Below are 23,654 nucleotides of genomic sequence, written 5' to 3'. Positions count from 1 at the left end.
TTCGGTCCGGATTCGTTACAGGCACGGGTACCTTGATCCGGTCTGTTCGCCGTGTCCGACCCGTGGTTGTCTCGGGTCACGTCGAACATCGGGGCCGTTCGATACGCGCCGAGCGGAACTGCTATCCGGAATCTGGGGCGCAGGTGGTCGCCAAGCGGAATCGGCTCGTCGGAGCTACTTGTTGGTGACGTCGAGTTCGTAGAGGGCGACGTTCAGGTAGGTGATCCGGGGTGGAATACTGTAGCCAGCCGGATAGGGATCGATATCCGCGTCGTTCAGCGAGTCGTGATGGGAGAAACTGTACGAACTGCTCTGGCCGCAGACCGTTGCGGCGATCAACGAACCGGTGAAGTCGCTGTCGGCCTGGAACGCGACCTGATACTCCTCGGACTTACAACGACCCTTACGATTGTCGTAGTCCCACCGATCCCGATCGCTCGCGACGTAGATGACCCCCTCGTACCGAGGGCTCCCCTGATTGATGTTCACCGTCGATGTGGACGTCCCGTAGACCTGAATCAGCGAGGCGTCGACGTCGTCTGCGCACGGATCGACGCAGATGTTCCCCCCGTTCTGGATGTCGAGGTCGCCCGTCATGTAGAGTTTCAGCTGGTGGTCGTCGCTGTGGTTGGTGACCGTGATGAACTCCGTCACGCCGTTCGAGGCCACGTCGCCGTCGACGAGGATCGTCACGTCACCGGTGCCGAGGTCGACCGTGTGCGATCCACCCTCGATTTCGTCGGCCAGGTAGGTGCCGTTCGTGAACGTGACGTCGGAGTCGATATCGCCGTAGGTCCGATCGACGTCGAGCGACCCCGACCGGGCGTCGGCGAGCAACTCTTCGATGAGGGGATCCATCGGCGGAAGGTGCCCGATCTGACCGTTCTCGCTGATTTCTCCCGGGTGATTTCCGCCCGGTTCCGTGGTGTACGTCGCCCCTCGATCGATCGCGTCACCCAGTTCCATCTGGCCGAAGGAGACCCTGACGGACTGGTTCGCGTGGTCGACCTCGCGGACGGCGCCGTCGCCGCCCTGGGATCTGAAGAACCGCTCCCAGCCCCGGTAGTACGGGCTCGTCACCGTCAACTCGACGGTTTCGTTCTCGACGACGTTCGCCTTCGGGACCGGGTCCGTTTTCGCGTGTCGGATCGAGACCGGTCCGTTGGTGAGTTCGTTCTCCTCGCTCACAGTCGTGAGCGGGAGGGTGAGCGTCTCAGACTCGAAATCGTAGTCGATCCGGGGACTCGACAGCATGCGCGTTTCGTTGCCGCGCTCGGCCCAGACGCCACCCGCCTGGTAGGCGACGATCGATCCGTCAGCGTGCTCGTACTCGATCGCACCGATCGTCCGATTGATGTGTTCCCGACCGCCCCAGGAGATGGAGACGTGCCCGGCCTCGGTCTTCGTGATCGCCCCCGAGTTCCCCGCGTCGAAGTCGACTTCCCGGCCCATCTCGGCGTCGACCGTCGACGACGCCATCACGTTGCTCAGTTCGACGAAGGACTGTTCGATCCGCTCTTTCTCCGCGTTGGATTGGGTTTCCGAAACGACGCTCCCCCCGACCAACAACAGCCCGATCGCCGTGATCATCACCAGACCGAGCAGCATGACGACGCCGAGGACTGCTGACTGGCCCCGAACCGAGGTTCCGTTCGACGCGCTATCGCGATCGGTGTGGGGGTCCATACTACCGATACTGGTACCCAGAAGCATAAGTCATATGCGGGTTACATTTTATTTCAGACGTTGAAATTATCCTGATACACAGAATAATATGGTAAATTGGCCCTATTAATCTTTAATTTCCTGCCTAAGCCCGGTCGAACCCCGTCTGCTGGCGTCGAGGCGGATCGACCGCCGGCGGGTCGGTTGGCGAGGGGAGTCGACGGCACGTCGGTACCTCAGACCGACACGACGGCATAAACCTATATGCGTGACGCTACCGTATCCCGTGGCATGCGGGTCATCGTCGTCGGATACGGCCGGGTCGGTCGTCGCACCGCCCGGATCCTCTCGGAAGAGGGTCACGAGTGCGTACTCGTCGAGCGCGATCCCGATCGAGCGGAGCGGGCGCGCTCGGCCGGATTCGAGGTGGTCGAGGGCAACGGCGAGGAGGAGTCGGTCCTCCGCGAGGCCGGCGTCGAGTCGGCCGACGCGGTCGGCGCGTTCACGCCCGACCTCAACGCCAACTTCGCCGCCTGCATGGTCGGCGACCACCACGGTTGCCGGACCGTCCTCCGGATCGACGAGGATTACCGGGAAGAGATCTACGAGAAGTACGCCGAGAACGTCGACGAGATCGTCTACCCGGAACGCCTCGGCGCCGCGGGGGCGAAGACGGCGATGCTCGGCGGCGACTTCAACGCGATCGCGGATCTCGCGGCGAACCTCCAGTTACGCGTCCTCGAAGTCGCCGACGGCGCGCCGGCCGTCGGCCGTCGGCTGAGCGAACTCGACCTCCCCGAGAACGTCAAGATATACGCTCACGGACGCGATCCGGACGCGCTGACGATCCCGCTGCCGGGAACGGAACTCCGGGCGGGTGACGAACTCGCGATGATCCTCGACGTCGAGTCCGCCGACGCGGTCCGGAGTCAGTTCTCGGCCGCGACCTGACCTGTCCGGGTCGACCTTACTGGTTTGCTGACGCGGATCGACGGCCGGTCGGATCGAGCCGAACGGCGAAGCCGCTCGAACACGGCCGACCGGCGCTGTCAGTCACCGTCGTTCTGGAACACGAGGACGTTCTGGTGGACCATCGAGGGGACGAACGCGTAGGGGTAGCCGTAGACGTGCAGATCCTTCAGGGGGTCGTACCAGATCAGGTTCGCCTTGAGCGTCAGCGACGTCTCCCGTTCGAGACGGCGAGCCAGGTCCGCCGAGAGGAACTCGTAGGACTGCTCGCGGTACATGTCGCCGATGAAGACGACGGCGTAACCGTCGGTGACGAGCGCGTCGGTGAATCGATCGAACCAGGTGCCCATGTCGGCCAGCCAGTCGTCCTTGTCCGCCCACGCGGCCGGGCCGTCCTCCGTTTCGTCGAACGAATCCAGCTTGCTCTCGCGCGTTTCGTTTCGGTTTCTGGTCTGTTCGAGTTCGTCCATGTGCCAGAACGGCACGTCGGTGAGCAGGAGGTCGACCGCGTCGGCCGCGACGTCGTCGATCAGCGTCGCACAGTGGCCGTGACGGAGGTCCTGTTCGGCGAGCGGTTCGTCTCCACGCTCACGTCGCTCCGCGTTCTCTCGCTCCAGCACGGTCCGGAAGATCTCGATCCACCGGGCTGTTCGTTCGAACCCGATCGCCTCGCGCCGGCCGGTCCCCTCGTGTTCGCAGAGGCTCGCGCCGAGGAGGGTGCCGCCGACCCCGGCGAACGGGTCGAGTACGCGATCGCCGGCCTTGCTGAATCGCTCGATCAGGTCGGCGCAGAGCCGCGGGGGCTTCTGCCCGCCGTGTTCGCTCCGCAGGTCGTGCTGGAGATCGGGCGGGTACCGCTCGGTGATGACCGACTTGGTGGCGAACTTCCACTCGCGGCCGGTGAGATCGTTGACCCGGTTCCGTTCGTCGTAGATCCCCCGCCCCTCGAGGTAGGTCTGGTGATCGCTCAATTCGTCGGTATCGACGTCTCCGCCGTCGGTGACGGGGAGTGCGTGTTCGCGCCGGCCCGTTTCGGTCGCCGATCGATCGGTCTCTCCGGTATCGCGACGCGCCTGGTCGCGCTCCCCCTCGTCCATACCCCGTGTGGCGGCGCATCCGCTAAAAACGCTGCGTCCCGGCGGCCGCCGGTTACGGGACGCTTCGATTCTGGCCATCCGCGATTGGCAGTCCTTCGATCGCGGGGACGCGATAGCGTCGACGGGCGCGAGCGAATCTGGCTGCGAGTGGGTGATCTCGGCCGGTCGATGGATCACTGGTTTTAGGTTTCTGTCGCTCGGATCGCCCGATATGCCTCGGGCCGTTACCGCACTCGTCGCGGAGTCACCCCGACCGGAGGCGTTCACTGACGAGTTGCTGGCCGGCCTTCCCGAGGATCTTCCCGTCGAGTTCGGAACGCCGCGGGAGGCGTCTGCCGGGCGGATCCGACTCGAGGTTCCTCGGTGGGCGGAGAACTTCTTCACGGAGGTGCTGGAGGACGGAACGATCGGTCCAGTCGACTGGAGCGTCCTGATGTGCGCCCTCGACGAACAGGTCGGCGTTCACGCGTGGATATACGACGGCCACGAGCGGATCGATACGTTTCGAGGGGACGAAGCTCTCGCCGGGCTGGATACGGAAGCGTACCTCGAACGGTTCCACGGCGTCGTGGTCGACTCCGCGGGGCCGTATCTGTCACGAGCACCGTTCGAGCCGGCTCGGGCGTTCGCCCAGATCGAGCCGCCGGAACGAGCGCTCGTGGATCAGCCACCGGAACCCCCGTTCGTCGTGAGTGAGAACGGATTCTGGATCCGTCTCGTCGTCGAAACTGACGACCCCGACCGCTTCAAAACGTGGCTCGAGGACGAACTCGCCGACTCGGGGCTGCTTCTGGATCCGGATACGCCGTTACTCGATCGCCCCTGGGTGACCGACGGACCGATCGGCGTGACCTACGAAGAACCCGCCGCCGAGGCGGAGACCAGTGTCCGGGCGACACTCCCCCTCAGAGGCGACGGAATTACCAACCGCGGAGTGTCGCTCCCGTTCGGGCCGCGAGCGTTCGACGGCGACGTCGATCTCGTCGTGGTCCTCGTCGGAAACGAGATGGAAGGGACGGTAACGGCCCAGGTGTTTTTGGGCCACGAAGAACGCTTCTCACCCGAGTTTGTAGCCGACGGCGTGTCGGGCGAACGCGGCGGTCGTATCGCCGCGTACTTCGATAGATATTACGGGAAAGCGATCGGTCCGATCCCGGGATGGGAACCCGGCGCGGGGGACGCCGAGTTCGACCTCGATGACGCGGCTCCTTCGGCGTACCAGACCGAGAATTTTGAAGAACGCGGTATCGATGTCCCCTGGGATCGAGACGCCTGACGGGTCAGTTCGCCGCCAAGTCTCGGTAGTCGCCACCGCTCCGGTGTCTTCGCGAGCGCAGCGAGCGAACGATTCGTCCCGATCGACGCGAGTGACGGCATCTGCTCGAAGCGGGGGACGACCGACCCCTCGCGAACGCTCGGTCTCGACCGGTTACATCGATGTTCCTCGGGTGCCTATATGCGTCGAGCCCGTATCCCCGTCGATGAACATGCTCGTCGACGGCGAGTGGCGAACAGACGCGTTCGAAACGACGGACGAATCGGGCTCGTTCGAGCGGCAGACGACGTCCTTTCGCGACCGGATTCGCGACGATCCGGACGCGCAGTTCCAGCCAGAGCCGGGGCGATATCACCTCTACGTGTCCTACGCCTGTCCGTGGGCCCACCGGACGCTGATCACGCGCACGCTGCGCGGGCTCGAAGACGCGATCTCGGTGTCGGTCGTCGACCCCTTTAGGGACGACGGCGGCTGGCAGTTCACCCCGGAGAAGGACGGCTGTACCGTCGATCACGTCCACGACGCCGACTACCTGCGCGAACTCTACGTCCGCGCCGACCCAGCGATGACCGGGCGCGTGACGGTCCCCGTCCTCTGGGATACGGAGACGGAGACGATCGTGAACAACGAATCGCGCGAGATCATGCGAATGCTCGACACGGCGTTCGACGAGTACGCGACGGCCGACCGCACGCTCCTCCCGGACGCCAGCGAGGAGCGGGTCGACGAAATCCTCGACGAGATCTACGAGCCCATCAACAACGGCGTCTACCGCGCCGGCTTCGCCACCGAGCAGGAGCCCTACGACGAGGCCATCGACGACCTCTTCGGGGCGCTGGAACGCTGGGACTCGGTCCTGGCCGACCGGCGCTACCTCGCCGGCGATCGCCTCACGGAGGCCGACGTCGCGATGTTCACGACGCTGATCCGCTTCGATCGGGTCTATCACACCCACTTCATGTGTAACGTCAAGCGGATCGTCGACTACGATCACCTCTGGCCGTACCTCCGCGACGTCTACCAGACGCCGGGCGTCGCCGAGACGGTGCGCATGGACCACATCGCGGAGCACTACTACACGACGCACCCGAACGTGAACCCGCACCGCATCGTCGCTCGCGGGCCGGACCTCGACCTCGAGGCCCCGCACGACCGGGACCGGCTGGCCACCGACGAACCGCTCGCACCCTCGGCGTAACGCGTCCGGGCACGCCGGCGGTCGGCACCCGGGGTGATTTCGCAGCCTCGAACGCCCGCTGGTCGGCAGCGGCGGTAGTTTCCCGGCCTCGGACGGACGGTTGGTGGGCGCCGGCGGCCGTTTCACCGGCCGCAGAGGTTTCGGCAAGTATTATCACGGCCGGAGAATTCTGTCGAGACATGCCGTACAGCTACGAACCCCACTACTTCGAGGATCTCGAGGTCGGCCAGACGTTCGAGAGCGCCGCGCGCACCATCACCGAGTCGGACTTCGTCTTCCACTCGATGTTCACCGGCGACTGGACGGAACTGCACACGAACGCCGAGTACTCCGAGGACGGCCCCTTCGGCGCGCGCATCGCCCACGGGCCGATGACGTTCATCGTCGCGACGGGCCTGTTCCAGCGGACGGGGATCGTCGAGCGGACGGTCGTCGCCTTCCTCGGGATGAACTACATGGACATCCCGAACCCGATGTACATCGACGACACGATCAGCGGCGAGTACGAGGTGACCGAAAAACGCGACCTCGACAGCCGCGACGACGCCGGCTACGTCGAGATCGACGCCACGATGACGACCCAGGACGACCGCTCGGTCTTCGAGGGCGACATGAAGTTCCTGTTCAAACTGCGCGAGGCCGACCAGTAAGTCGGGTTCGGGCGATTTTCGGTCCGACTCCCCGACGCTCCAGTCACTCGAGGGCCCGTTCGAGCAGCGTGGCCTCAGCGCGCCGGAGGCGCTCCAGGAACGCCGATTTCGACACCCCAAGCGCGTCGGCGACGCTCGCCGCGTCGTTCCGACGCGGGACCTCGAAGTACCCCATCTCGTAGGCGGTTTCGAGCGCCTCGGCCTGGCCCGCGGTCAGGTTCCACCGCGAGACGACGGGCGTGTCGTCGGTCTCGCCCAGCGGCGTGAGCCGGACGAGCTGGACGCCGACCGTCTCGCCGGCCGTCTCCAGGACGTCCTGGAGCACCGCCTGGCCGACGACCGCACCGACGAGGCGCTCGGTTCCGTCGCGGTAGCGGATCGATTCGACGAGGAAGCCGCGGTCGATCAGCCGGTGGACGACGCAGCGCTCCGTCGCGAGACACCGGAACGTGACCGTCTCGTCGCCCGCGCGGTGGAGGTAGCGGATCCGGTCGTCCGCGTCGAGGACGTCGGCGACGGCGCCGTCGGTCGTCGAGAAGCGAAGCAGCGCCGTGCCGTCGGCGCGCGCGAGCGGCGGCGCGGCGTCGATCGGCGCGTCGACGGCCGCCGAGGCCTCGGCGAGCGGGCACTCGTCCCCCGTCACCCTGAACTCGACGACGAGGCACTCGGCGATCATACCCGGACGTCGGGTCCGGCGGCTATGAATCCCACGTCTCTTTCCGTCACGCACTTCGTCTCTCTGCCGTCACACCCTCGTCTGCACCGCACTGCTTCGCTCGCGTCTCGAACGGCCGTCTCAGTCGGCGACCAGCCGGTCGAGTTCGGTCAGCGAGTCGATCTCGTGGGCCGGGACGTCCTCGAGCTCGTACCCGCGTCGGTGCTCCCGGCGGACGAACGCGGCGTCGATCCCGACCGCGTTCGCGGCGGCGACGTCTACTCTGCTGTCGCCGACGTAGAGCGGATTTGCCGCGCCGAGGCGTTCGACCGCCCGATCGAGGTAGTAGGGTCGGGGCTTCTTTCGCCGGATCCCCTCGAGCGTCGGCTCGCGACCGATCCAGGGCTCGAAGTCGTGGAGCTCGAAGTGCTCGACGATGTTGCCGATCGTCTCGTGCTGGTTGTTGCTGACGATCGCCCGAGGGATCGAGAGCGATTCGACCGCCGCGACGTCGTCGTAGAGGTGCTTCTCGCCCGCGCGGATCGCCTCCAGCTGGGCCTCGATGGCCGCCCGCTCTCGGGCGTTCCAGAGCTCGTCCGGCTCGACCGCGTGGGTTCGGGCGATCTCGTGGAGGGAATCGACCGTCGGACTGATGAGCGTCTCCAAATGATCCTGCGGCGGGTCCGCGACGCCGACGCTGTCGAACGCCGTCGCGATCGCGCGTTCGAGCGTGTCGTGATCCGTCGGGGTCGTCAACACGCCGTCGTTGTCGAAGATGAGAGCGTCGTACGCCTGCATTCGGACGCGTCTAGAGCGCGGAGGTGTATCGGTGTTGCGGCGCTCGCCGAGCTGACGGCGGAGTCCTCGAGCGACCCACTCCGGCCGAACCCGACCGCGCTCAATCGCCTTCCGCGGCGTCGTGCCACTTCGCGTCGGCCAGGGTTCGCTGGACGACCTCTCGCCCGACGGCCTCCGCCAGCGTCTCGAAGCCGGCGCGCTCGCTCCGGCCCCCGGCGTTCGCGACGAGGCGGGAGACGATGAACTCGGGCGTCGAGCGCCCGATCGTGTCGAACCGGGGCTGGTAATCGACGCGTAACTCGAGGTCGGGATTCAGTCCCTCCGCGAAGATGCCGTCGACGCGGGCGGCCTCGGGGAGCGGTTCGAGGTCCTCCGCGAGGTGGGTGACGAAGACGCCCAGTGCGTCGCGGTCGACTGTGAGCCTGACGAGCCCGTGGAGCAGGTCGGCCGCGCTCCCCGGTTCGGTGATGGCCTCGAACTCGTCGACGAGCATCAGGGTCCGCCCGCCGTCCGACAGCGGCGGGACGATCGACTGCAGCGTGGACTCGAGCACGCCCGCGTTGAAGCTGGCGTGGCGGCGGTGAAAGACGATGGCGTCGACGAGCGTCACCGTCGCGCGCTCGGCGGGGACCGGCAGGCCCATGCTGGCCAGGACGTGGATCTGACACAGGGTCTCCAGCAGCGTCGTCTTCCCGCCGCTGTTGGCCCCGGTGAGCACCGAGACGCGTTCCTGCCCGGGTGTCCCGGCGGTCTCGGGTCCGGAGTCGACGTCGTGAGCGCCGAGCGCGTACGTTATCGGCTGGACGGACCCGTCAGCCGCCGCCAGCCGGAGGTTTCTCGCGTCGACGACCGAGACGGCCGGCGCGTCGGCGTCGGCGAACGTCGGGCGCGTACAGTCGTACGCGATCGCGAAGCGGGCGAGCGAGAGCGCGAGGGCGATTTCGTCGACGATTTCGACGGCCCGATCGATCGCGTCGCGCGATTCCTCGATCGTCGCTCGCAACTCGGCGCCGATTCGCTCCTCGCGCTCGTCGACGCGTTCCTGGAGGTCGATCCGCAGCGAGCGAAGCGTTTCCGCGACGAAGTCGCCGGCGTCCGTCGCGTCGCGGGGCATCGCCTCGCGCACTTGCTCGATCGTGACGTCGGTCTCCGAGAGGATGCGATCCTCGAACGCGTCGCGAAAGCCGTCGACGTCGTGGACGCCCTCGGACCGCAGTTCTTCGACCAGCTCCGTCGCGCTGGCGTCCAGATCCTCGACCGCGCCGAGGGCCGAGCGCAGTCGATCGAGCTCGTCGTCGGCGCCGGTCCCCAGTCGGTGGCCGTCGACCGCGCCGAGGGCGTCGGCGGCGGTTTCGAGGGTGTCGGCGTCGAGGGACGCGAGCGGTTCGAACGGGCCCGCTGCGTGGTCGAGTTCGCGCAGTTCGAGCGCCGCCTCGACCGCGGCCTTCTCCGTCCCGTCGTTCGCGTCGTAGCGCTCGTAGGCCTCGCAGATCTCGGCCTGCTCGGCCTCGTCCAGCCCGTCCCAGATCTCGACCGCGTCGAAGACGTCGTCGAGGCGCCCCGCCATCGCCTCGCGGGTCGAAAGCGGTGTGAGAACCCGGATCCGGTCGGCGGCGCGCTGGGTGAGGGCGTGTTCGACGACGACTTCGAGAACGTCCTTGTACGCTTCGCGGGCGTCCGGCGTGGCGAGCGTCTCCATGCCGGCGCCGCCCGTGGCTCGACGGAGAATGTGTGTTGCGCGCCCGCGCGTGAGGCCGGCGTCGGTCAGCGCGCGGACGTCACCCCGTTCGATGGCGCTGCTGGCCCGCTCGGCCCCGAGTTCGTCGACGAGTCGAGCGCGGGTTTTCGGCCCGACGCCCCAGTACTCCTCCAGTCGCATGCCCGTGGCTACGGGCGTCCTGGTACAAACGTGATTGGATCCGTCCGCGGCGGTCGGCGTACTGACGCGGCTCGTCAGCGGCACCGGGCGGGTCGGGGAATGGGCGGGTTGGTGCCCGCCCCGGCGTGAGAGACATGAGCGCACTCGAAGCGGGGGGCGAGTCCACTTTGAGCACCTGGGTACGGACCCCTGGCGGGCCGGTGGGCGCATGGTGGGCGGAGCCGAGGTCGCACCCGACGCGGGGCATCCGCCCCGCACGCTGTCTCATTCCGGCCCGCCCTATTGTTATGAGTCGGCTGGTGATTGCGCTCGGATCGTAGCCGACCCCAACCGACGCGCTCGCTCGTCTCTCCCTTCTCGGTCAGCCGACCGCGTTCGGTTCCTCGACCGTACCGCGTCCCGATTTCACCCGAATCGATCCGTTTCGTCTCCGTTCCACGCCAGCCGATAGCGCCGCCACGCCGACTGCGCGAGTAGCCGACCGTTTGTCGTCGGTATGCGGTCCATAGCCCCGCCGCGTAACGGGCGACCGTCGATCGGCGCTGGGACCGGTGTGACGCGGGCAGAACCGGGATCGGACCCTCCTGCGGGCTCCGGAGTCGCCGGTAATCGCCCCCTTTCGCCCGACCGCGCGGGCGTACCCGGGGGATAACTACGTAGCGAGTCGGCCTCCATCCTGCCATGATCGAGTGTACGAACTGCGAAACCGCCCAGTTCCTCCAGATCGTCAGGAGCCGGGTCTACTTCGAGGACGGGGAGGTGATCAACGAGATCTCCGAGCGCTACGAGTGCACCCTCTGTAACGCGACGGGGACCTACGAACGCTCGAACGAGAACGACGTGGAGGTCTCGGGCGAGATCACGGTGACCACGGAACGACCAAAGTACGCCTGAAACGGCTCCCGCACGGTTGCCCCGAGTTACGTGTGGCGGCCGCGTACGGCGATCACGTCTCGTTCCGGTCCGCGCCGCTCGGCCGCGGCATGACTCCCGTCGTCCCGTTCTCCCTTCGTTGTTGCCTTCTCTGGTGGCGTGGCCGCCCGTTGTCCGTGTACTGACGCCTCGCGACGACCCTCGCCCGCTTCGAGCCGTCCCACTCCTCGAACAGCCCGTACTCGTTCATCGTCTCCATCCCGGCGATTGCCGCGGACAGACTGATGCCCACCAGCGGGACGTCCGCGACGGTGACGATCACGTCGGCCCTGAGAACGGCCCCGTCTCGCAACAGCACGTCGACGAGATCGACCAGGGCGTCGTCGCTCGTCGGCTCCACGGCGCTAGGTCACCCCCTCCTCCGATCCGAGCGAGGGGACGAACGAGTACGGTGGCCAGGGGCCGGTGAACCGGACCGTGATGCCGTCCCGGTCGGCGACCGTGTCGAGGTACGATCCCAGGTCGTCGACGCCCTCGTCCGTGGCGAGGACGGCGAAGCGACAGACCGGTTCGCCGGTATCGGGGCCCGAGTCGCCGGTATCGTCTCCCGCCTCGTCCGGCCCGGAGCTTGCCCCCTCCAGGCCTTCGAGGGAGATCGACGGCGACGGCTCGAGCGGTTGTACCGCCTCGACGAACTCGTCGATGCCCGCCTCCACGTCGGCCGCGAGGGCGCGACCCCGTTCCCGACGGCGCTTAGCGAGTCGTTGCTCGAACTGCTTCTCGAGGAGGTGCGCACGCCCCTCGCTGGCGTCGTCGATCTTCGTCTGAAGCGCCTGAAGGTCGTCGTCGCCGTCTACGATCGCCGATTCCGGGATCGGATCGGTTCGCACGACGTCGATCCGGTACTCATGGGTTCCAGCGAGCGCCTCGAGCGCGTCCCGAAGCGTCTCCCGCTCGGACCGTAACCACTCCCGGACGCCCTCGTCGCCACCGCGCAGGATCGTGTCGAACTGGAACGGAATCGGCGTGCCGAAACGCTCCGTGGCCGCGTCGACGACGCGCTGGTGCTGGACGAGCCACCGCTTGACGAGCCGCGGATCCGCGGCGTCGTACAGTTCCGCACAGTCGTGGACGACGGCAGCAATTTGCTCCGGGCCGGCCGGATCCCCGTCCGCCCGCTCACCCGCGGCCGCGAGTACCGAGACGGGCTCGTCGTCGACGCCGTCCGTTTCGAGCGTGGGCGCCTCGTCGGCGCAACCGAGCCCCACGACGCAGTAGAGGTACCGGCCGTCGGAGAGATCCGGGGTCGTCCCCTCGGCCGCGGGAGTCTCCGCCCGATTGCTCACGGAAATTCACCTCCCGTGAATCGGTCCGCGGGGTGATCGGTTTCGGCCTCGCGTCGCTCGGCCGCTGCCCCTTCTTCCAGCCGCTCGACGGCGTTTCGAACGATGCCGTCGAGTTCGCCGCGGAGGTCCGCGACGTCCTCGGTGATCTCCTGGTCGCCTTTGATCGCCTCGAGCTGTTCGTCGATCGCGGCGAGCTGGCGGCCGAGCCGGTCGACTTCCTCGTCGGTGAGGCGGCCGGACTCCATCCGCCTGATCGCCTCGCGCTCGAGCGCGTCGACCAGTATCTCGACGACGGCCACGACGAGCGTCAGGAGGCCGTCGGCTGCCGACTCGCCGTCGACGTCGATCGTCGTCATTCCTCGCCCTCCGCGGAGGGCTCGTCGTCGGCGGCTCCACCCTCGTCTCGCTCCGCGACCGCAATCTCGTCGAACTCGTCGAGGCGCGCCGACTGCTCGTCGCGGGGGAGATCGCCGTCGTCGGCGCTCTCGGACGTTTCGGCGGCTTCCTCTGCCGGTTCGGCGTGCCCGCCGGGCGTCACGTTCACCCCGCGAGTCGCGTCGACGGGGATGTTTGGTCGATCGCCCTCGGCCAGTTCGGGCTCGTCGACCGCGGCGGCGAGGCGCTCCACGTCGGTTCCCTCCGGGAAGGCGAGCCCGTACTTCGCCGCCGTCTCGAACGAGGCGATGGCCGCGCGCAGTTGGACGCCGAGCAGTTGCGTGTCGCCGATCGAGACGGCGATGTCGGCGTTGATCACGATCCCCTTCTCCAGCAGGAGTTCGAGGACGTCGGCCAGGTCGGCTTGCTGCCGACTGGGCTGAAAGTCGCCCATTAGTCGTACCCCCGTTTCTCGCGCTCCCGTCTGAACCGATCGCCGTAGATGTGCGTCCGCGTCGGCGCGTCGGAGTGGCGAACGGGTCGGGGCATCGTGGCGTAGTTGGGGACCGACGAAACGTCGGATCGACCCGAGGGGATCGTCGAGACGGCCGTCGGATTCCGGGAGCTGGGTTGGCGATCCCGCTGGCGCATCCGCTCGCGGTTCGCCTCCACGATTCGCTCGAACTGACCGTGCGTTCGCAGGAGCGCCTCGCGGAAGGCGTCGACGCCCTCCATGGCCCGCTGCTGGATCACCGCCTGATACGCGGCCATGTCGCCGCTCCGGACGTCGACGCCCTCTTTCAGCTCCTCAGCGGCGACGTCCATCGCCCGGTCGAGATCGGCGTCGGTGAGGTCGCCGTCCGAGTCGTCGAGCTCGTCCGTCGCGTCGTCGATCGAGCGCGTGGACTCCCAGACGTCGGTGACGTCCATCGATGCGAGCGTCTGGCCGAGATCGATCGCCCGGATCACCCGTCTGAGTTTGACGACCACGGCGTTCTCGTCGTCCCGGAGCGCGTCGGGCACCTCGCCGACTTCGATGGCCTCGCGGACCTGATCGGCGTCGACCGCTTCGGGAAGCTCCGAGACGTCGATCGCGTCGATGATTTCCTCCGCCTCCTGCAGCATGGTCACGACCGCCCCGACGTCGTCGCCCAGCGAGCCGTCCTCGTTCGAGTCGTCGCCGCTGACGGCCGCGGCGAGTGATTCGACCGCCGATTCGTCGGTGTCCGTGCTGTCGTCCGTCATTGGTCTCGTTCCTCGATCGATCGCGGTGGTCTTGGCCGGTGAGCGTCAGCCCGGCCGGTCGTCGCCATCTCGATTCGGTCGGCAGCGACCGGCAATACGCCTCGGTCGTCGGTCGCTCGCAACGCGCCACGATCGTCGGCCGCCGACGAATCGCAGAGCGAGGCGATTGCCATCACGTCTTCACCTCCACGCGGCCGCCCGAAATCCACTCCCTGACTTCGCGGGCGGCCTCGAGTTCCGCTTCCAGTTCCTCCCGCCTGCGTTCGTACTCCTCCTCCGACCGTTCGCCGAGCTCGTAGAGCAGCCGATTTTCCGACAGCTCGTCCTGGATCTCCTCGACGTCGTACAGTTCGTTCAACGCGGTCGCGTGCAACGCGTTGGCGATGCTGACGATCGGCCGGAACAGGAGGTCGTCGACGACGATCATGCCTGCGCTCCGATTTTCACGTCGACGAAGCTGTACGGCGCGTAGGGGCCGGTGTAGCGCACGATGACGCCCTCGTGGCGGTCCTCGACCCGGCCGACCGCTTCGTCGAACTCGCCTCGCTCGTCGCGCGCGACGAGATACGATCGATTGAGAACCAGTCGGTCGCTGAACAGCCCGTTCTCCGCGACGTCGCGGGCGAGGCCGTCCAGTTCGTCGGAGACGGTGCTCCGGATCGCTTCGTCGTCGACCGGCCCCTCCGGCGGGCGAACCACCGAGACGCCGAGTTCTTCCGCCCCCTCGATCTCCGCGAGCGACGCCCTGAACGCCGACGCGGCTCCGTCGAGGACGTTCCGCACCGTCTCCGCGTCCCGGAAGACCATCCCGTAGCGCATCGGTACGACGGTCCGGCCGCCGTCGGCGGTCATCAGCGCCCGAAGCACCTCGTCGTGGCGGCGAACGTTCTCGTCGGACCGATCCGGTTCGGCCGTCTCGATGTCGGAGACGAGCGCCGCGATGGCCCCGTTGTCGATCGGGTAGACGCGATCCCCGTCGCCGACGCCGTCGACGGAGCGCTCGATCGTCTCGTCGATATCGACGACGCCGTAGGCGTAGGGGCGGCTCATCCGCCACCTCTCGCCGATCCGTCGCGCGAGCCGATCGGCGAATCGCGACCGTCCCAATCGTGGCGTCGATCCGGCTGACTTCCGTGGCGAACGTGACGTCGGTTCATCTGTAAGGGCCGCCTCGGTGATCGCCCCGGCGAATCGCCGGGGCGGAGCGGCTGGCGGTGAGTCACGGGCAGAATCCCACGTGACGGCCCCTTACCATACTGCCTGCAATCGCCACGTCAACGATCATACGGTCGGCTGGGGCAGTTGTGATGCATGGCATCCCCCCAGCGCCGGCCTGATTCGTCGAGTCTCGCGGAAGTCCTCGACCGGATTCTCGACAAGGGCGTCGTCATCGACGTCTGGGCGCGCATCTCCGTCGTCGGGATCGAACTCCTCACCGTCGAGGCTCGCGTCGTGGTGGCCTCCGTCGATACGTTCCTCCACTACGCCTCGGAGATCGCCAAGATCGAGCGGACGGTCTCCGAGGGCGAGCTCGCAGATATCGAGGAACTCGAGATTGCACGCCGCCTTGAGTCCTCGCCGAGGCCGCCACCGGAGACGTCCTGATCCGTTCGGGGGACACGCAACAATGGCACAGACAGCCGCGTCGGACGATCGCTGCATCGCGCTCACCGCGGACGGTGAGCGCTGTGGGCGTTCGGCGGGCGAAGACGACTTTTGCTACCAACACGACGACAGTGATCCGACCGTGAGCGACGCAGAACAGCCCGAAGCGGAGGAATCGAGCGAAAAGCAACGTTCGGGAGAGCGTCTCAAGGAACAGGAGGCGACTGAACAGGAGCGGGAAGGGAGCACCGAGGCGGACCGAGAGGGGAGCACCGGGGAGGATCTGGAGGGGAGCACCGGGGAGGATCTGGAGGGGAGCACCGGGGAGGAGACGCGTTCGGACGAAGTCGACCCCGAACTGGACGAGGTCGAGGTCACCGCCGACGTCGACGACGAACAGATCGAGGGGATCCTCTCGATTCGCCGGACCGTCAAGTCGACCGCCTCGGACCTCGTCGGCCACCCCTTCGACGGCGTCTCCGAGATCACCGCCGACGACGACGGCTGGCAGGCCGTCGTCGAGGTGGTCGAGCGCGAAGCGGTCCCGGACACGCAGGACGTGATCGGCCGATATCGGATCGATCTCAATGCGGACGGGACGGTCGTCGGGTACCGGCGGATCGATCGCTACCGCCGCGGCGATACGACCTCCTTCGAATGAGGACAGTGGTCGGGCGAGCCGCGAGTGCCGTCCGCGTTCGGTTCGCGGCGGTGGCGGCGTCCGGGCCCTGCCGGGCGGTGAGCGAGGCGACGCTACACCGCTCGCGTACTATCGACGGCCTGTTTTTCCGAACGTACGACACCGGTAGATTCAGGGATCGCGCCCGTCACGCTCCGGGCATGATCGACGCGGGTGGCCGAGCGTGATCGACGTCGGCGGCGTCACCGTCGACGGGGTCGGCCTGGACGACGCGACTCGCTGTGCCCACTACGATAGCCCCCGCGACGTCGTCGCGCTCCGGTTTGGCTGCTGTGATACCTACTTCGCCTGTCACCGCTGTCACGACGAACGAACCGAGCACGAATCCGCGCCCTGGCCTCGCTCCCGGTTCGACGAACCGGCCGTCCTCTGTGGCGCCTGTGGGAGCCAGTTCACGCCGCCGACGTACGTCGAAGCCGATCACCGGTGTCCGGCGTGTGCGTCTCCGTTCAACCCCGACTGCGCGTCGCATCGCGATCTGTACTTCGAGCCCGAGGACTAGCCGCGAGTGCGTCACTGGCGTCCCGTCCGTCTGCCCGGCGGGTTAATCGGCGCCTTCGACACCGACGGGCCTGACACCGTCCACCGACGGTACGCTATGTTCGTGGCCGACCCGTTCGCGGTAGGCCGCTTCGACGCCCGGCGCGAGTGCGTTGACGATCGTCCGCCCCTCGCGGGTTCGGGTGAGCAGTTCGTCGTCAGCCAGGGCGGCGACGTGGTGAGAGATCGTACTCGGATCGCGATCCAGCCGGTCGGCGAGTTCGCCGTTCGTCATCGGGCCGTTCGAGACGAGCGCCTCGATGAGGCGGGCCCTTGCGGGCTCGTCCATCGCCGCAGCGAGGTCGCGACGCTCTGAGGCGACCGGATAGAAGCGGCGCTTGCCGTTTCGCTTCTCGGCGACGATCAGCGACTCCGCCTCGAGGACGTCGAGGTGGTGGCGAACCGTCGAGAGCGAGACGTCGGAGTCGGCCTCGATCGCCGAGAGGTACCGACCGGGCTCCGCCTCGATCGTCTCGTAGATCGACCGGCGCGTCTCGTGGTCGAGCGGGTCGGAATCGTCGTACCGGCTGTACCGGAGGAGCGAGAGCGGGAGCTTCTTCGCGAGGAGCGACGTGAGCGAGCCAAATTGCCCCAGGATGTGCAGGAGGCGACCGAGAACGGCCGGCGATCCGGCGGCCGCCCCGGAACCGCCGCCCACCGCCGACGCGCCGCCGGCGATGGCGCTCACCCCCAGAACGCCGACGAGCCCCGCGGTGATCGACGAGCGAGTCTCGGCGTGGTCGGCCGCGACGCCGCGTTCGTCGTCCGTATCGTCCGGCGCCGCGGATTCGTCACGACCGGTCCGTTCCTCGGGTGCGTCGGCCGAATTCGACGCGTCGAGTTGCAGCCGAGGCGACGTCGGGTCGGCGAGGTCGACGCGAAGCGTGCTTTCGGTACCAGTACCGACCAGGAGCGTCGCGTTCGAACCGACGACGAATCGAACGGACAGGGTGGATCCGAACCTGGATCGAACCCCGGTATCGTCCGTTTGATCGACCCGAGCAGCGGAGCCGTCGATCCGGTCGGTCACGGAACCGGAGGGGACAGCCGGTTCCTGCGTCCCCTCGGAGTCGGTCAACGGATCTAGCCCACCGTCGCGTCCGTCCGGGGCGTCGATCAGGAGCTCCCCGGATGAACCGTCCGTCGGATCGAGGGTCGACGCTCCGTCGTCGGCGTCTCCGTCGGTTTCGTTGGCGTCCGTCTCACCGGCGTCTTCGGCCGTCTCGTCGCCACCGGAATCGAGTTCGTCAGTCGCGTCGTCGACGAGGTCGGCGGGGCGCTCGATCGTCGAGCCGTCGGCGACCGCGGTCCCGGTGTCGCCGGTTGCGGTCGCGACGCCGGCCGTGAGCAGGGTGCAACAGGCGAGGAGCACCACGAACGGGCGGACGATCTCGAAACCCAGTAACGCCCGAGACATGACTATCGAACCGACGTTCTCCATCACCCCTAAAGTGCTTTCTGCTATCGCGTCCCGGTGGAGTGGCGGTATCGTCGCCGTCCGACACGGTTCGCGGGCGCAGGGGGATGGGTCGGTTAGTCTCGACCCGGCTCGAGGGCGAACGGACTCTCCGTCGCCGTCCACGACCAGCCGGGCAGTCGCGTCTGGAAGCCCGCCGCGAGGGCGGCGTCGAGGTCGTCGAGGCCGGCCGCGTCGCCGTCGGTGCCGCGGGTTCGGACGTCGGCGTAGTGGAAGGTCGCCTCGCCGAGCGTTCGAAGCGGTTGCGTGCCGGCGATGGTCGCGGCTAGCTCCCGACCGAGCAGCTCGTCGACGACGAATCCGGGGTAGTCCCCCTCGACGTCGAGGGTTCGCAACAGCCCGACCAGCGCGGCGACGTTGACGGCGCGGTCGCCGTCGGCGAAGACGTCGTCGACGGCACTGCGGTAGGTTGATTCGTCGACCGGCTCGACCTCGGTCTCGAACTGGGTGGTCAGGTCGGCGCGGACCTCGTTGATGAGCGCGACCGTGCGCGGGGCGCGCTCGCGGATCCAGTCGCGTTCGGCTTCGACGCGGGCCGGCGTGAGTTCCATGCGCGTGGGTCCGTGCCGAGGGCTCCTCACGTTTGCGAAGGCTTTTATAGGACGGGTTGACTATCTCCGGTAAGCGGGTTCTCGTTCGTCCTCCCGTGCGGAAAGGACCGAACCCTGTGAACGTATTCGTCACCGTTCGACGATAGTGACACGATGATTCGAGAAGGGTGCACTGACGTGGCGTCGGCTTCGTCGGCGCCGCGTCGCTCCGACACCGCCCATCCCGTTACGATCCGTCCACCGCGGATCGGATCCGCACGATCGCCCGGATACCCGTGCCGGCGGCCCCGCCATCGGGCGAGGGTCGACCGCGATTCCGGGATCGCCGTCCCGCCCCTATCAACCGAATACCTGCGACTATGAGTACTGTAGAGCAGCAACTCGACGATCTGAAAGCAGAGATCACCAGCGAGATTCCGGACGACATCTCGGTCTCGTCGGTGAAGTACGAAGGCCCCGAACTCGTCGTTTACACCCACGACCCGAAGAAGTTCGCCAGGCAGGGCGACCTCGTCCGCAAACTCGCGAGCAAACTCCGCAAGCGAATCAGCATCCGTCCCGACCCGAGCGTCCTCTCGCGCCCCGACGAGGCGCGCTCGAAGATCCACGACATCATCCCGGAGGATGCCGGCGTCGAGGATCTCGACTTCCACGAAGATACCGGCGAAGTCGTCATCGAGGCGGCCAAGCCGGGGATGGTGATCGGCCGCCACGGCTCGACGCTGCGCGAGATCACCAAATCCGTCGGCTGGACGCCCGAAGTCGTGCGGACGCCGCCGATCGAGTCCTCGACCGTCTCGAACGTCCGGAACTTCCTCAAGCAAGAGCGCGAGGACCGGCGCGACATCCTCGAACGGATCGGTCGCCAGATCCACCGCGAGGAGATGTCGGACGACGAGTACGTCCGCATCTCGACGCTCGGGTGCTGTCGCGAGGTCGGCCGCGCCGCCTTCATCCTGTCGACCCCGGAGACGCGGATCCTCATCGACTGCGGCGACAAACCCGGCGCCGAAGGCGAGGTCCCCTACCTCCACGCGCCGGAGGCGTTCGGTGCCGGCCCCCAGAGTATCGACGCGGTGGTCCTCACGCACGCCCACCTGGATCACTCCGCGTTCATCCCGCTGCTCTTCAAGTACGGCTACGACGGTCCGATCTACTGTACGGAACCCACGCGCGACCTGATGGGCCTGCTCACGCTCGACTACCTCGACGTCGCGGCGAAGGAGGGTCGCACGCCGCCCTACGAGTCCGAACAGGTCCGCGAGGCGATCAAACACTGCATCCCGATCGAGTACGGCGACGTCACCGACATCGCGCCCGACGTCAAGGTGACGTTCCACAACGCCGGACACATCCTCGGCTCCGCGGTGACGCACTTTCACATCGGCGACGGCCTCTACAACGTCGCCTTCTCCGGCGACATCCACTACGACGACACCCGGCTGTTCAACGGCGCGGTCAACGACTTCCCGCGCGTCGAGACGCTCGTCATGGAGTCGACCTACGGCGGGCGGAACGACTACCAGACCGACCAGGCGGATTCGGAACGCAAACTCACGGAGGTCATCAACGAGACCTACGAGCGCGACGGCAAGGTGCTGATCCCCGCGTTCGCTGTGGGGCGGTCCCAGGAGATCATGCTCGTCCTCGAGGAGGCCATGCGTGAGGGCGACATCCCGGAGATGCCGGTCCACCTGGACGGCATGATCTGGGAGGCGACGGCGATCCACACGACCTACCCCGAGTACCTCCGCGACGACCTGCGGGATCGGATCTTCCACGACGACGAGAACCCCTTCCTCGCCGATCAGTTCAATCACATCGACGCCGGCGAGGACGAACGCCAGGACGTCGCCGACGGCGGCCCCTGCATCATCCTCTCGACCTCGGGGATGGTCACCGGCGGCCCGATCATGTCCTGGCTCAGCCACCTCGGCCCCGATCCGGATTCGACGCTGGTGTTCGTCGGCTACCAGGCCCAGGGGACGCTCGGTCGGCGCATCCAGAACGGCTGGGACGAGATTCCCGTCTCCGACATCGGTCGCCACGACCGCGGGGCGAACGGACGCGGCACCCTCTCGCTCAACATGCACGTCGACACCGTCGACGGCTTCTCGGGCCACGCCGACCGCGCCGGCCTCGAGAACTTCGTCAAGACGATGAACCCGCGCCCGGAGAAGGTCCTCTGCGTCCACGGCGACGAACGCTCGGTCCAGGACCTCTCCTCCGCGCTCTACCACGAGTACAACATGCGGACCTTTGCACCGAAGAACCTGGAGACGTTCCGCTTCCTCTGAAGCGTCGACGGTTCGCTCGCGATCCTACCCCGGCCCGTCGGCTCCCAGGCGGGGATCGAGCGTCTCCGCGAGCAGATCTTCCGCGAGATTCGCCAGGATCGTCGCGGTCGAGAAGCCCGCCGTGAGTACCATCGCCAGTTCGATCTCCCGATTACGGATTGCCTCGTAGGTGAGCAAGCCGATGCCCGGCACTTCGAAGACGACCTCGATGACGAAGACGGCGACGAGCAAGATGGCGATCATCTCCGCGACGAAGAGGCTCACGAGCGGCAGAGCGACGCTTCGGAAGACGTGTCTCGCGGTGCGCACCGGCCCGCGGCCTTTCGCCTTGACGAGCGTCACGAACTGCGCTTCGAGCGTCTCGCGCGTTTCGGCGCGGGCGTACCGGAAGAAGCCGGCGACGAGGTGGGTCGTCAGGACGAACGTCGGGAGGGTGAGCCAGAGCAGATTCGACGGATCGAGCGGCGAGCCGCCGGCGTACTCCGAGGGAAACCAGCCGGGATCGAGGTCGCGCAACGTGAAGGCGATGAGGGCGGCGAGGAAGAAGTTCGGCAGGCTGAAGAGCAGATACAGACTCGTCGCCGAGAAGCGCGTCCCGATCGAGCGCGGTCGGTTGGCCGCGACGTAGCCAAGTCCCAGGGCGAGCGCGAACGCCAGGATCGCCGACGGAACGACGTACGCGAGCGTCACCGGCAGGGCCTCGACGACGGCTCCGACGTTCGACCCGTCGGACCCGATCAGCGGGTCGCTCGTCCAGCGAGCTGCCGTCTCCGACGTTCCCCAGTCCAGTCGCAGGAACGATCCGAGGAACTCGACGTACTGCTCGTGGACCGGTGGCGGGTTGAGAATATCCGGCGGCGGTGGCCTGTACCCGCGCGCTTCCGGGGGTGTCGTGTGATAGATCAGGACGAACATCGCGGAGACGACGACGAAGACGAGCCCGAACGCCCAGAGTACCCGGCCCACGAGCGACGACAGGATCGATCGCAGCCGCGTCATCGATCCTACTTGCGTCATATTTCGTAAATATGTGTCGGTGTCACGGGTGCCGCCGTGGCGACCGACTGACGGATCGGCGGCTGAGTCGCTCCCCTGCTGCTCGATTCGCCCGGACGAAGGGATTCGCGCCCGACCGATCTCGCAAATCACGCCACCGGCGGGTGATCTGCTGGCATACTATCACCGTGAATAACTGCTCAACCTACAGAACATATTTATACCGTGAGCGGCCTCGCTCAATCGGACGCGAATGGTAGACGTGACCGACGTATCGGACGAGATGTTCGAGGATCCGGGGGTGGGACGCGTCCGTTCGGCCGCCCGTCCGGCGCTGATCGTCGCGACCTACGCGGCCCTCCTCGCGAGCATCCCGATCTGGTACGATCCCGAGACCGAGAGCGTCGTCGAGCTCGGTCTCGTCGAGGTCGCGTTACTCGACTGGCTCACGCTGTGCTCGCTCGCGATCGTGGCGCTGGTGGTTGTGCCATCGGCGCTTCGAAATCCGGCTGCCGTTCGGTCGTTCGCGGGGCGATTCGCCCGGGATCGGCTCGCCCTCCTCGGCCTCGTCGGCCTCGCGGCGTTGACCCTCGCGGCGCTGTACGGGGAATTCGTCGTGGGGCGGGCGGTGGTGTTCGATCCCGCGGTGATGGACAACCCGCCCTACGGCTTCTCGGCGGAGTTCTGGATCCCGAACGACTGCGCGGGGACCCTGACCGACGAGCGGTGTTACGGGACCCTCGAGTACCCCCTCGGGACGGACAGCTCCGGTCGCGATATCGCCCACGCGGTGATGCAGGGGACGCTGACGAGCCTGCAGGTCGGCCTCACGACCGCGGTCGTCGCCGGCGGCCTCGGCACGGCGGTCGGCCTCGCGGCCGGCTCGTTCGGGGGCTGGGTCGACGCGGTTTCGATGCGGCTGGTCGACGTCGTGAGCTCCGTCCCGGCGTTTTTCGCCTACGCGCTGACGATGCTCGCGCTCGGAACGGGTCGCGCCCACGTCCTCCTCGTCGCGCTGTTCGGCCTGTTCAGCTGGGGCGGCCTCGCGCGGCTGATCCGCGCGGAAGTGAAACAGGTCCGGACCGAAGCGTACGTCCGGTCGGCGCGGGCGGCCGGCGCTTCGCCGTGGTTCATCGTCCGCCGGCACGTGATCCCGAACGTCGGCGTCGGCGTGTTCGTCCCGCTCGTCACGCTGATCCCCGTCTACATGCTCGCGGAGGCCGCGCTCTCGTATCTGGGCCTCCTGCACACCCAGATGTACACCGTCTCGCTGGGCGAGGAGATCGCGACGGGGTTCGACCAGCCCTACGGCAAGTGGTGGTACGTCTGGTGGCATCCCGTCATCCCCGCGCTCGCGCTGACCTCGTTGATCCTCTGTCTGTTCCTCGTCGGGGATCGGATCGGCGAGTTACTCGACCCGCGAGCGGAGTGAGTTCCGCGGCCCCGCGCGGCGGTGGGCCCG

At 67.2% G+C, this 23,654-nt stretch carries 25 protein-coding genes; 10 read left to right on the top strand and 15 right to left on the bottom strand.

The annotated features are described in order from the left end of the window. Window positions 1-174: 174 nt before the first annotated feature. The gene (locus MXA07_RS12995; protein ID WP_247729024.1) at window positions 175-1,686 is read right to left on the bottom strand and encodes a DUF7289 family protein; all 1,512 of its coding nucleotides are present in this window, start codon (window positions 1,684-1,686) and stop codon (window positions 175-177) included. 270 nt (window positions 1,687-1,956) lie between these two features. On the opposite strand from MXA07_RS12995, the gene MXA07_RS12990 reads away from it, so the two are divergent. Then, window positions 1,957-2,616, top strand: a complete 660-nt coding sequence (locus MXA07_RS12990; RefSeq protein ID WP_247729023.1) for a potassium channel family protein — start codon at window positions 1,957-1,959, stop codon at window positions 2,614-2,616. A gap of 98 nt (window positions 2,617-2,714) precedes the next feature. Here the strand turns inward: MXA07_RS12990 and MXA07_RS12985 are convergent, their stop codons facing one another. After that, complete coding sequence (locus tag MXA07_RS12985) at window positions 2,715-3,731, bottom strand: DNA methyltransferase (RefSeq protein WP_247729022.1); 1,017 nt, start codon at window positions 3,729-3,731, stop codon at window positions 2,715-2,717. 211 nt (window positions 3,732-3,942) lie between these two features. Between MXA07_RS12985 and MXA07_RS12980 the strand changes: the two genes are divergently transcribed. The 3 genes from MXA07_RS12980 (at window position 3,943) to MXA07_RS12970 (ending at window position 6,855) form a co-directional block, all read left to right on the top strand. After that, window positions 3,943-5,007: a hypothetical protein gene (locus tag MXA07_RS12980; protein ID WP_247729021.1), complete on the top strand. Its 1,065-nt coding sequence runs from the start codon at window positions 3,943-3,945 to the stop codon at window positions 5,005-5,007. A gap of 205 nt (window positions 5,008-5,212) precedes the next feature. Continuing rightward, a complete protein-coding gene (locus MXA07_RS12975; protein WP_247729020.1) occupies window positions 5,213-6,205 on the top strand; it encodes a glutathione S-transferase family protein in 993 nt (330 codons plus the stop codon). A 179-nt stretch (window positions 6,206-6,384) separates the two neighbouring features. Further along, on the top strand, window positions 6,385-6,855 hold the full coding sequence (locus MXA07_RS12970; RefSeq protein WP_247729019.1) for a MaoC/PaaZ C-terminal domain-containing protein: 471 nt from the start codon (window positions 6,385-6,387) through the stop codon (window positions 6,853-6,855). Window positions 6,856-6,898: 43 nt separating this feature from the next. On the opposite strand, the gene MXA07_RS12965 is transcribed toward MXA07_RS12970, so the two are convergent. The 3 genes from MXA07_RS12965 to MXA07_RS12955 all read right to left on the bottom strand — a co-directional run bounded on the left by MXA07_RS12965 (window position 6,899) and on the right by MXA07_RS12955 (window position 10,187). After that, window positions 6,899-7,531: a helix-turn-helix domain-containing protein gene (locus MXA07_RS12965; RefSeq protein ID WP_247729018.1), complete on the bottom strand. Its 633-nt coding sequence runs from the start codon at window positions 7,529-7,531 to the stop codon at window positions 6,899-6,901. A gap of 120 nt (window positions 7,532-7,651) precedes the next feature. After that, window positions 7,652-8,308: an HAD family hydrolase gene (locus MXA07_RS12960; RefSeq protein WP_247729017.1), complete on the bottom strand. Its 657-nt coding sequence runs from the start codon at window positions 8,306-8,308 to the stop codon at window positions 7,652-7,654. Window positions 8,309-8,408: 100 nt separating this feature from the next. Further along, window positions 8,409-10,187: a MutS-related protein gene (locus tag MXA07_RS12955; protein ID WP_247729016.1), complete on the bottom strand. Its 1,779-nt coding sequence runs from the start codon at window positions 10,185-10,187 to the stop codon at window positions 8,409-8,411. A 681-nt stretch (window positions 10,188-10,868) separates the two neighbouring features. Between MXA07_RS12955 and MXA07_RS12950 the strand changes: the two genes are divergently transcribed. Then, window positions 10,869-11,081, top strand: a complete 213-nt coding sequence (locus MXA07_RS12950) for a hypothetical protein (protein ID WP_247729015.1) — start codon at window positions 10,869-10,871, stop codon at window positions 11,079-11,081. Window positions 11,082-11,133: 52 nt separating this feature from the next. On the opposite strand, the gene gvpM is transcribed toward MXA07_RS12950, so the two are convergent. The 7 genes from gvpM to MXA07_RS12915 all read right to left on the bottom strand — a co-directional run bounded on the left by gvpM (window position 11,134) and on the right by MXA07_RS12915 (window position 15,076). Beyond that, complete coding sequence (gene gvpM / locus MXA07_RS12945) at window positions 11,134-11,460, bottom strand: gas vesicle protein GvpM (protein WP_247729014.1); 327 nt, start codon at window positions 11,458-11,460, stop codon at window positions 11,134-11,136. A gap of 4 nt (window positions 11,461-11,464) precedes the next feature. Next, window positions 11,465-12,406: a gas vesicle protein GvpL gene (gvpL, locus tag MXA07_RS12940; protein ID WP_247729013.1), complete on the bottom strand. Its 942-nt coding sequence runs from the start codon at window positions 12,404-12,406 to the stop codon at window positions 11,465-11,467. Then, window positions 12,403-12,762 (bottom strand): gas vesicle protein K, encoded by a 360-nt coding sequence (locus MXA07_RS12935; protein WP_247729012.1) that lies wholly within the window; start codon window positions 12,760-12,762, stop codon window positions 12,403-12,405. The genes gvpL and MXA07_RS12935 overlap by 4 nt, the downstream gene beginning before the upstream one ends. Then, window positions 12,759-13,235, bottom strand: coding sequence for a gas vesicle protein GvpJ (gene gvpJ, locus MXA07_RS12930; RefSeq protein WP_247729011.1), 477 nt, complete (start codon window positions 13,233-13,235; stop codon window positions 12,759-12,761). The genes MXA07_RS12935 and gvpJ overlap by 4 nt, the downstream gene beginning before the upstream one ends. Beyond that, the gene (locus MXA07_RS12925) at window positions 13,235-14,026 is read right to left on the bottom strand and encodes a hypothetical protein (RefSeq protein ID WP_247729010.1); all 792 of its coding nucleotides are present in this window, start codon (window positions 14,024-14,026) and stop codon (window positions 13,235-13,237) included. Before MXA07_RS12925 ends, gvpJ begins: the two co-directional genes overlap by 1 nt. 172 nt (window positions 14,027-14,198) lie before the next feature. Beyond that, a complete protein-coding gene (gvpG, locus tag MXA07_RS12920) occupies window positions 14,199-14,453 on the bottom strand; it encodes a gas vesicle protein GvpG (RefSeq protein WP_247729009.1) in 255 nt (84 codons plus the stop codon). Beyond that, a complete protein-coding gene (locus MXA07_RS12915) occupies window positions 14,450-15,076 on the bottom strand; it encodes a GvpL/GvpF family gas vesicle protein (protein ID WP_247729008.1) in 627 nt (208 codons plus the stop codon). The genes gvpG and MXA07_RS12915 overlap by 4 nt, the downstream gene beginning before the upstream one ends. A gap of 261 nt (window positions 15,077-15,337) precedes the next feature. On the opposite strand from MXA07_RS12915, the gene gvpA reads away from it, so the two are divergent. From gvpA to MXA07_RS12900, 3 genes are all read left to right on the top strand, one after another. Beyond that, on the top strand, window positions 15,338-15,631 hold the full coding sequence (gene gvpA / locus MXA07_RS12910) for a gas vesicle protein GvpA (protein ID WP_247729007.1): 294 nt from the start codon (window positions 15,338-15,340) through the stop codon (window positions 15,629-15,631). Between the two features lie 22 nt (window positions 15,632-15,653). Further along, window positions 15,654-16,292 (top strand): gas vesicle protein GvpO, halophile-type, encoded by a 639-nt coding sequence (gvpO, locus tag MXA07_RS12905; RefSeq protein ID WP_247729006.1) that lies wholly within the window; start codon window positions 15,654-15,656, stop codon window positions 16,290-16,292. Window positions 16,293-16,494: 202 nt separating this feature from the next. Further along, entirely contained in the window at window positions 16,495-16,833 is a 339-nt protein-coding gene (locus MXA07_RS12900; protein WP_247729005.1) for a CHY zinc finger protein, read from the top strand. Between the two features lie 42 nt (window positions 16,834-16,875). Here the strand turns inward: MXA07_RS12900 and MXA07_RS12895 are convergent, their stop codons facing one another. Both MXA07_RS12895 and MXA07_RS12890 read right to left on the bottom strand, forming a co-directional pair. Next, window positions 16,876-18,288: a helix-turn-helix domain-containing protein gene (locus MXA07_RS12895; protein WP_247729004.1), complete on the bottom strand. Its 1,413-nt coding sequence runs from the start codon at window positions 18,286-18,288 to the stop codon at window positions 16,876-16,878. A gap of 116 nt (window positions 18,289-18,404) precedes the next feature. Further along, window positions 18,405-18,899: a DUF7984 family protein gene (locus MXA07_RS12890; RefSeq protein WP_247729003.1), complete on the bottom strand. Its 495-nt coding sequence runs from the start codon at window positions 18,897-18,899 to the stop codon at window positions 18,405-18,407. Window positions 18,900-19,258: 359 nt separating this feature from the next. Here MXA07_RS12890 and MXA07_RS12885 point away from each other — a divergent pair, with 359 nt between their 5' ends. Next, entirely contained in the window at window positions 19,259-21,196 is a 1,938-nt protein-coding gene (locus MXA07_RS12885) for a beta-CASP ribonuclease aCPSF1 (protein WP_247729002.1), read from the top strand. Between the two features lie 24 nt (window positions 21,197-21,220). Here MXA07_RS12885 and MXA07_RS12880 read toward each other — a convergent pair whose 3' ends face one another. Further along, window positions 21,221-22,195: an ABC transporter permease subunit gene (locus tag MXA07_RS12880; RefSeq protein ID WP_247729001.1), complete on the bottom strand. Its 975-nt coding sequence runs from the start codon at window positions 22,193-22,195 to the stop codon at window positions 21,221-21,223. A 250-nt stretch (window positions 22,196-22,445) separates the two neighbouring features. Between MXA07_RS12880 and MXA07_RS12875 the strand changes: the two genes are divergently transcribed. Further along, window positions 22,446-23,624, top strand: coding sequence for an ABC transporter permease (locus MXA07_RS12875; protein ID WP_247729000.1), 1,179 nt, complete (start codon window positions 22,446-22,448; stop codon window positions 23,622-23,624). The last annotated feature ends 30 nt before the right edge of the window (window positions 23,625-23,654 follow it).

Source organism: Halovivax limisalsi, from assembly GCF_023093535.1.
Taxonomy (GTDB): Archaea; Halobacteriota; Halobacteria; order Halobacteriales; family Natrialbaceae; genus Halovivax; species Halovivax limisalsi.
Note: the sequence above shows the minus strand (reverse complement) of the source record. Positions and strands in the feature narration are given on the sequence as shown.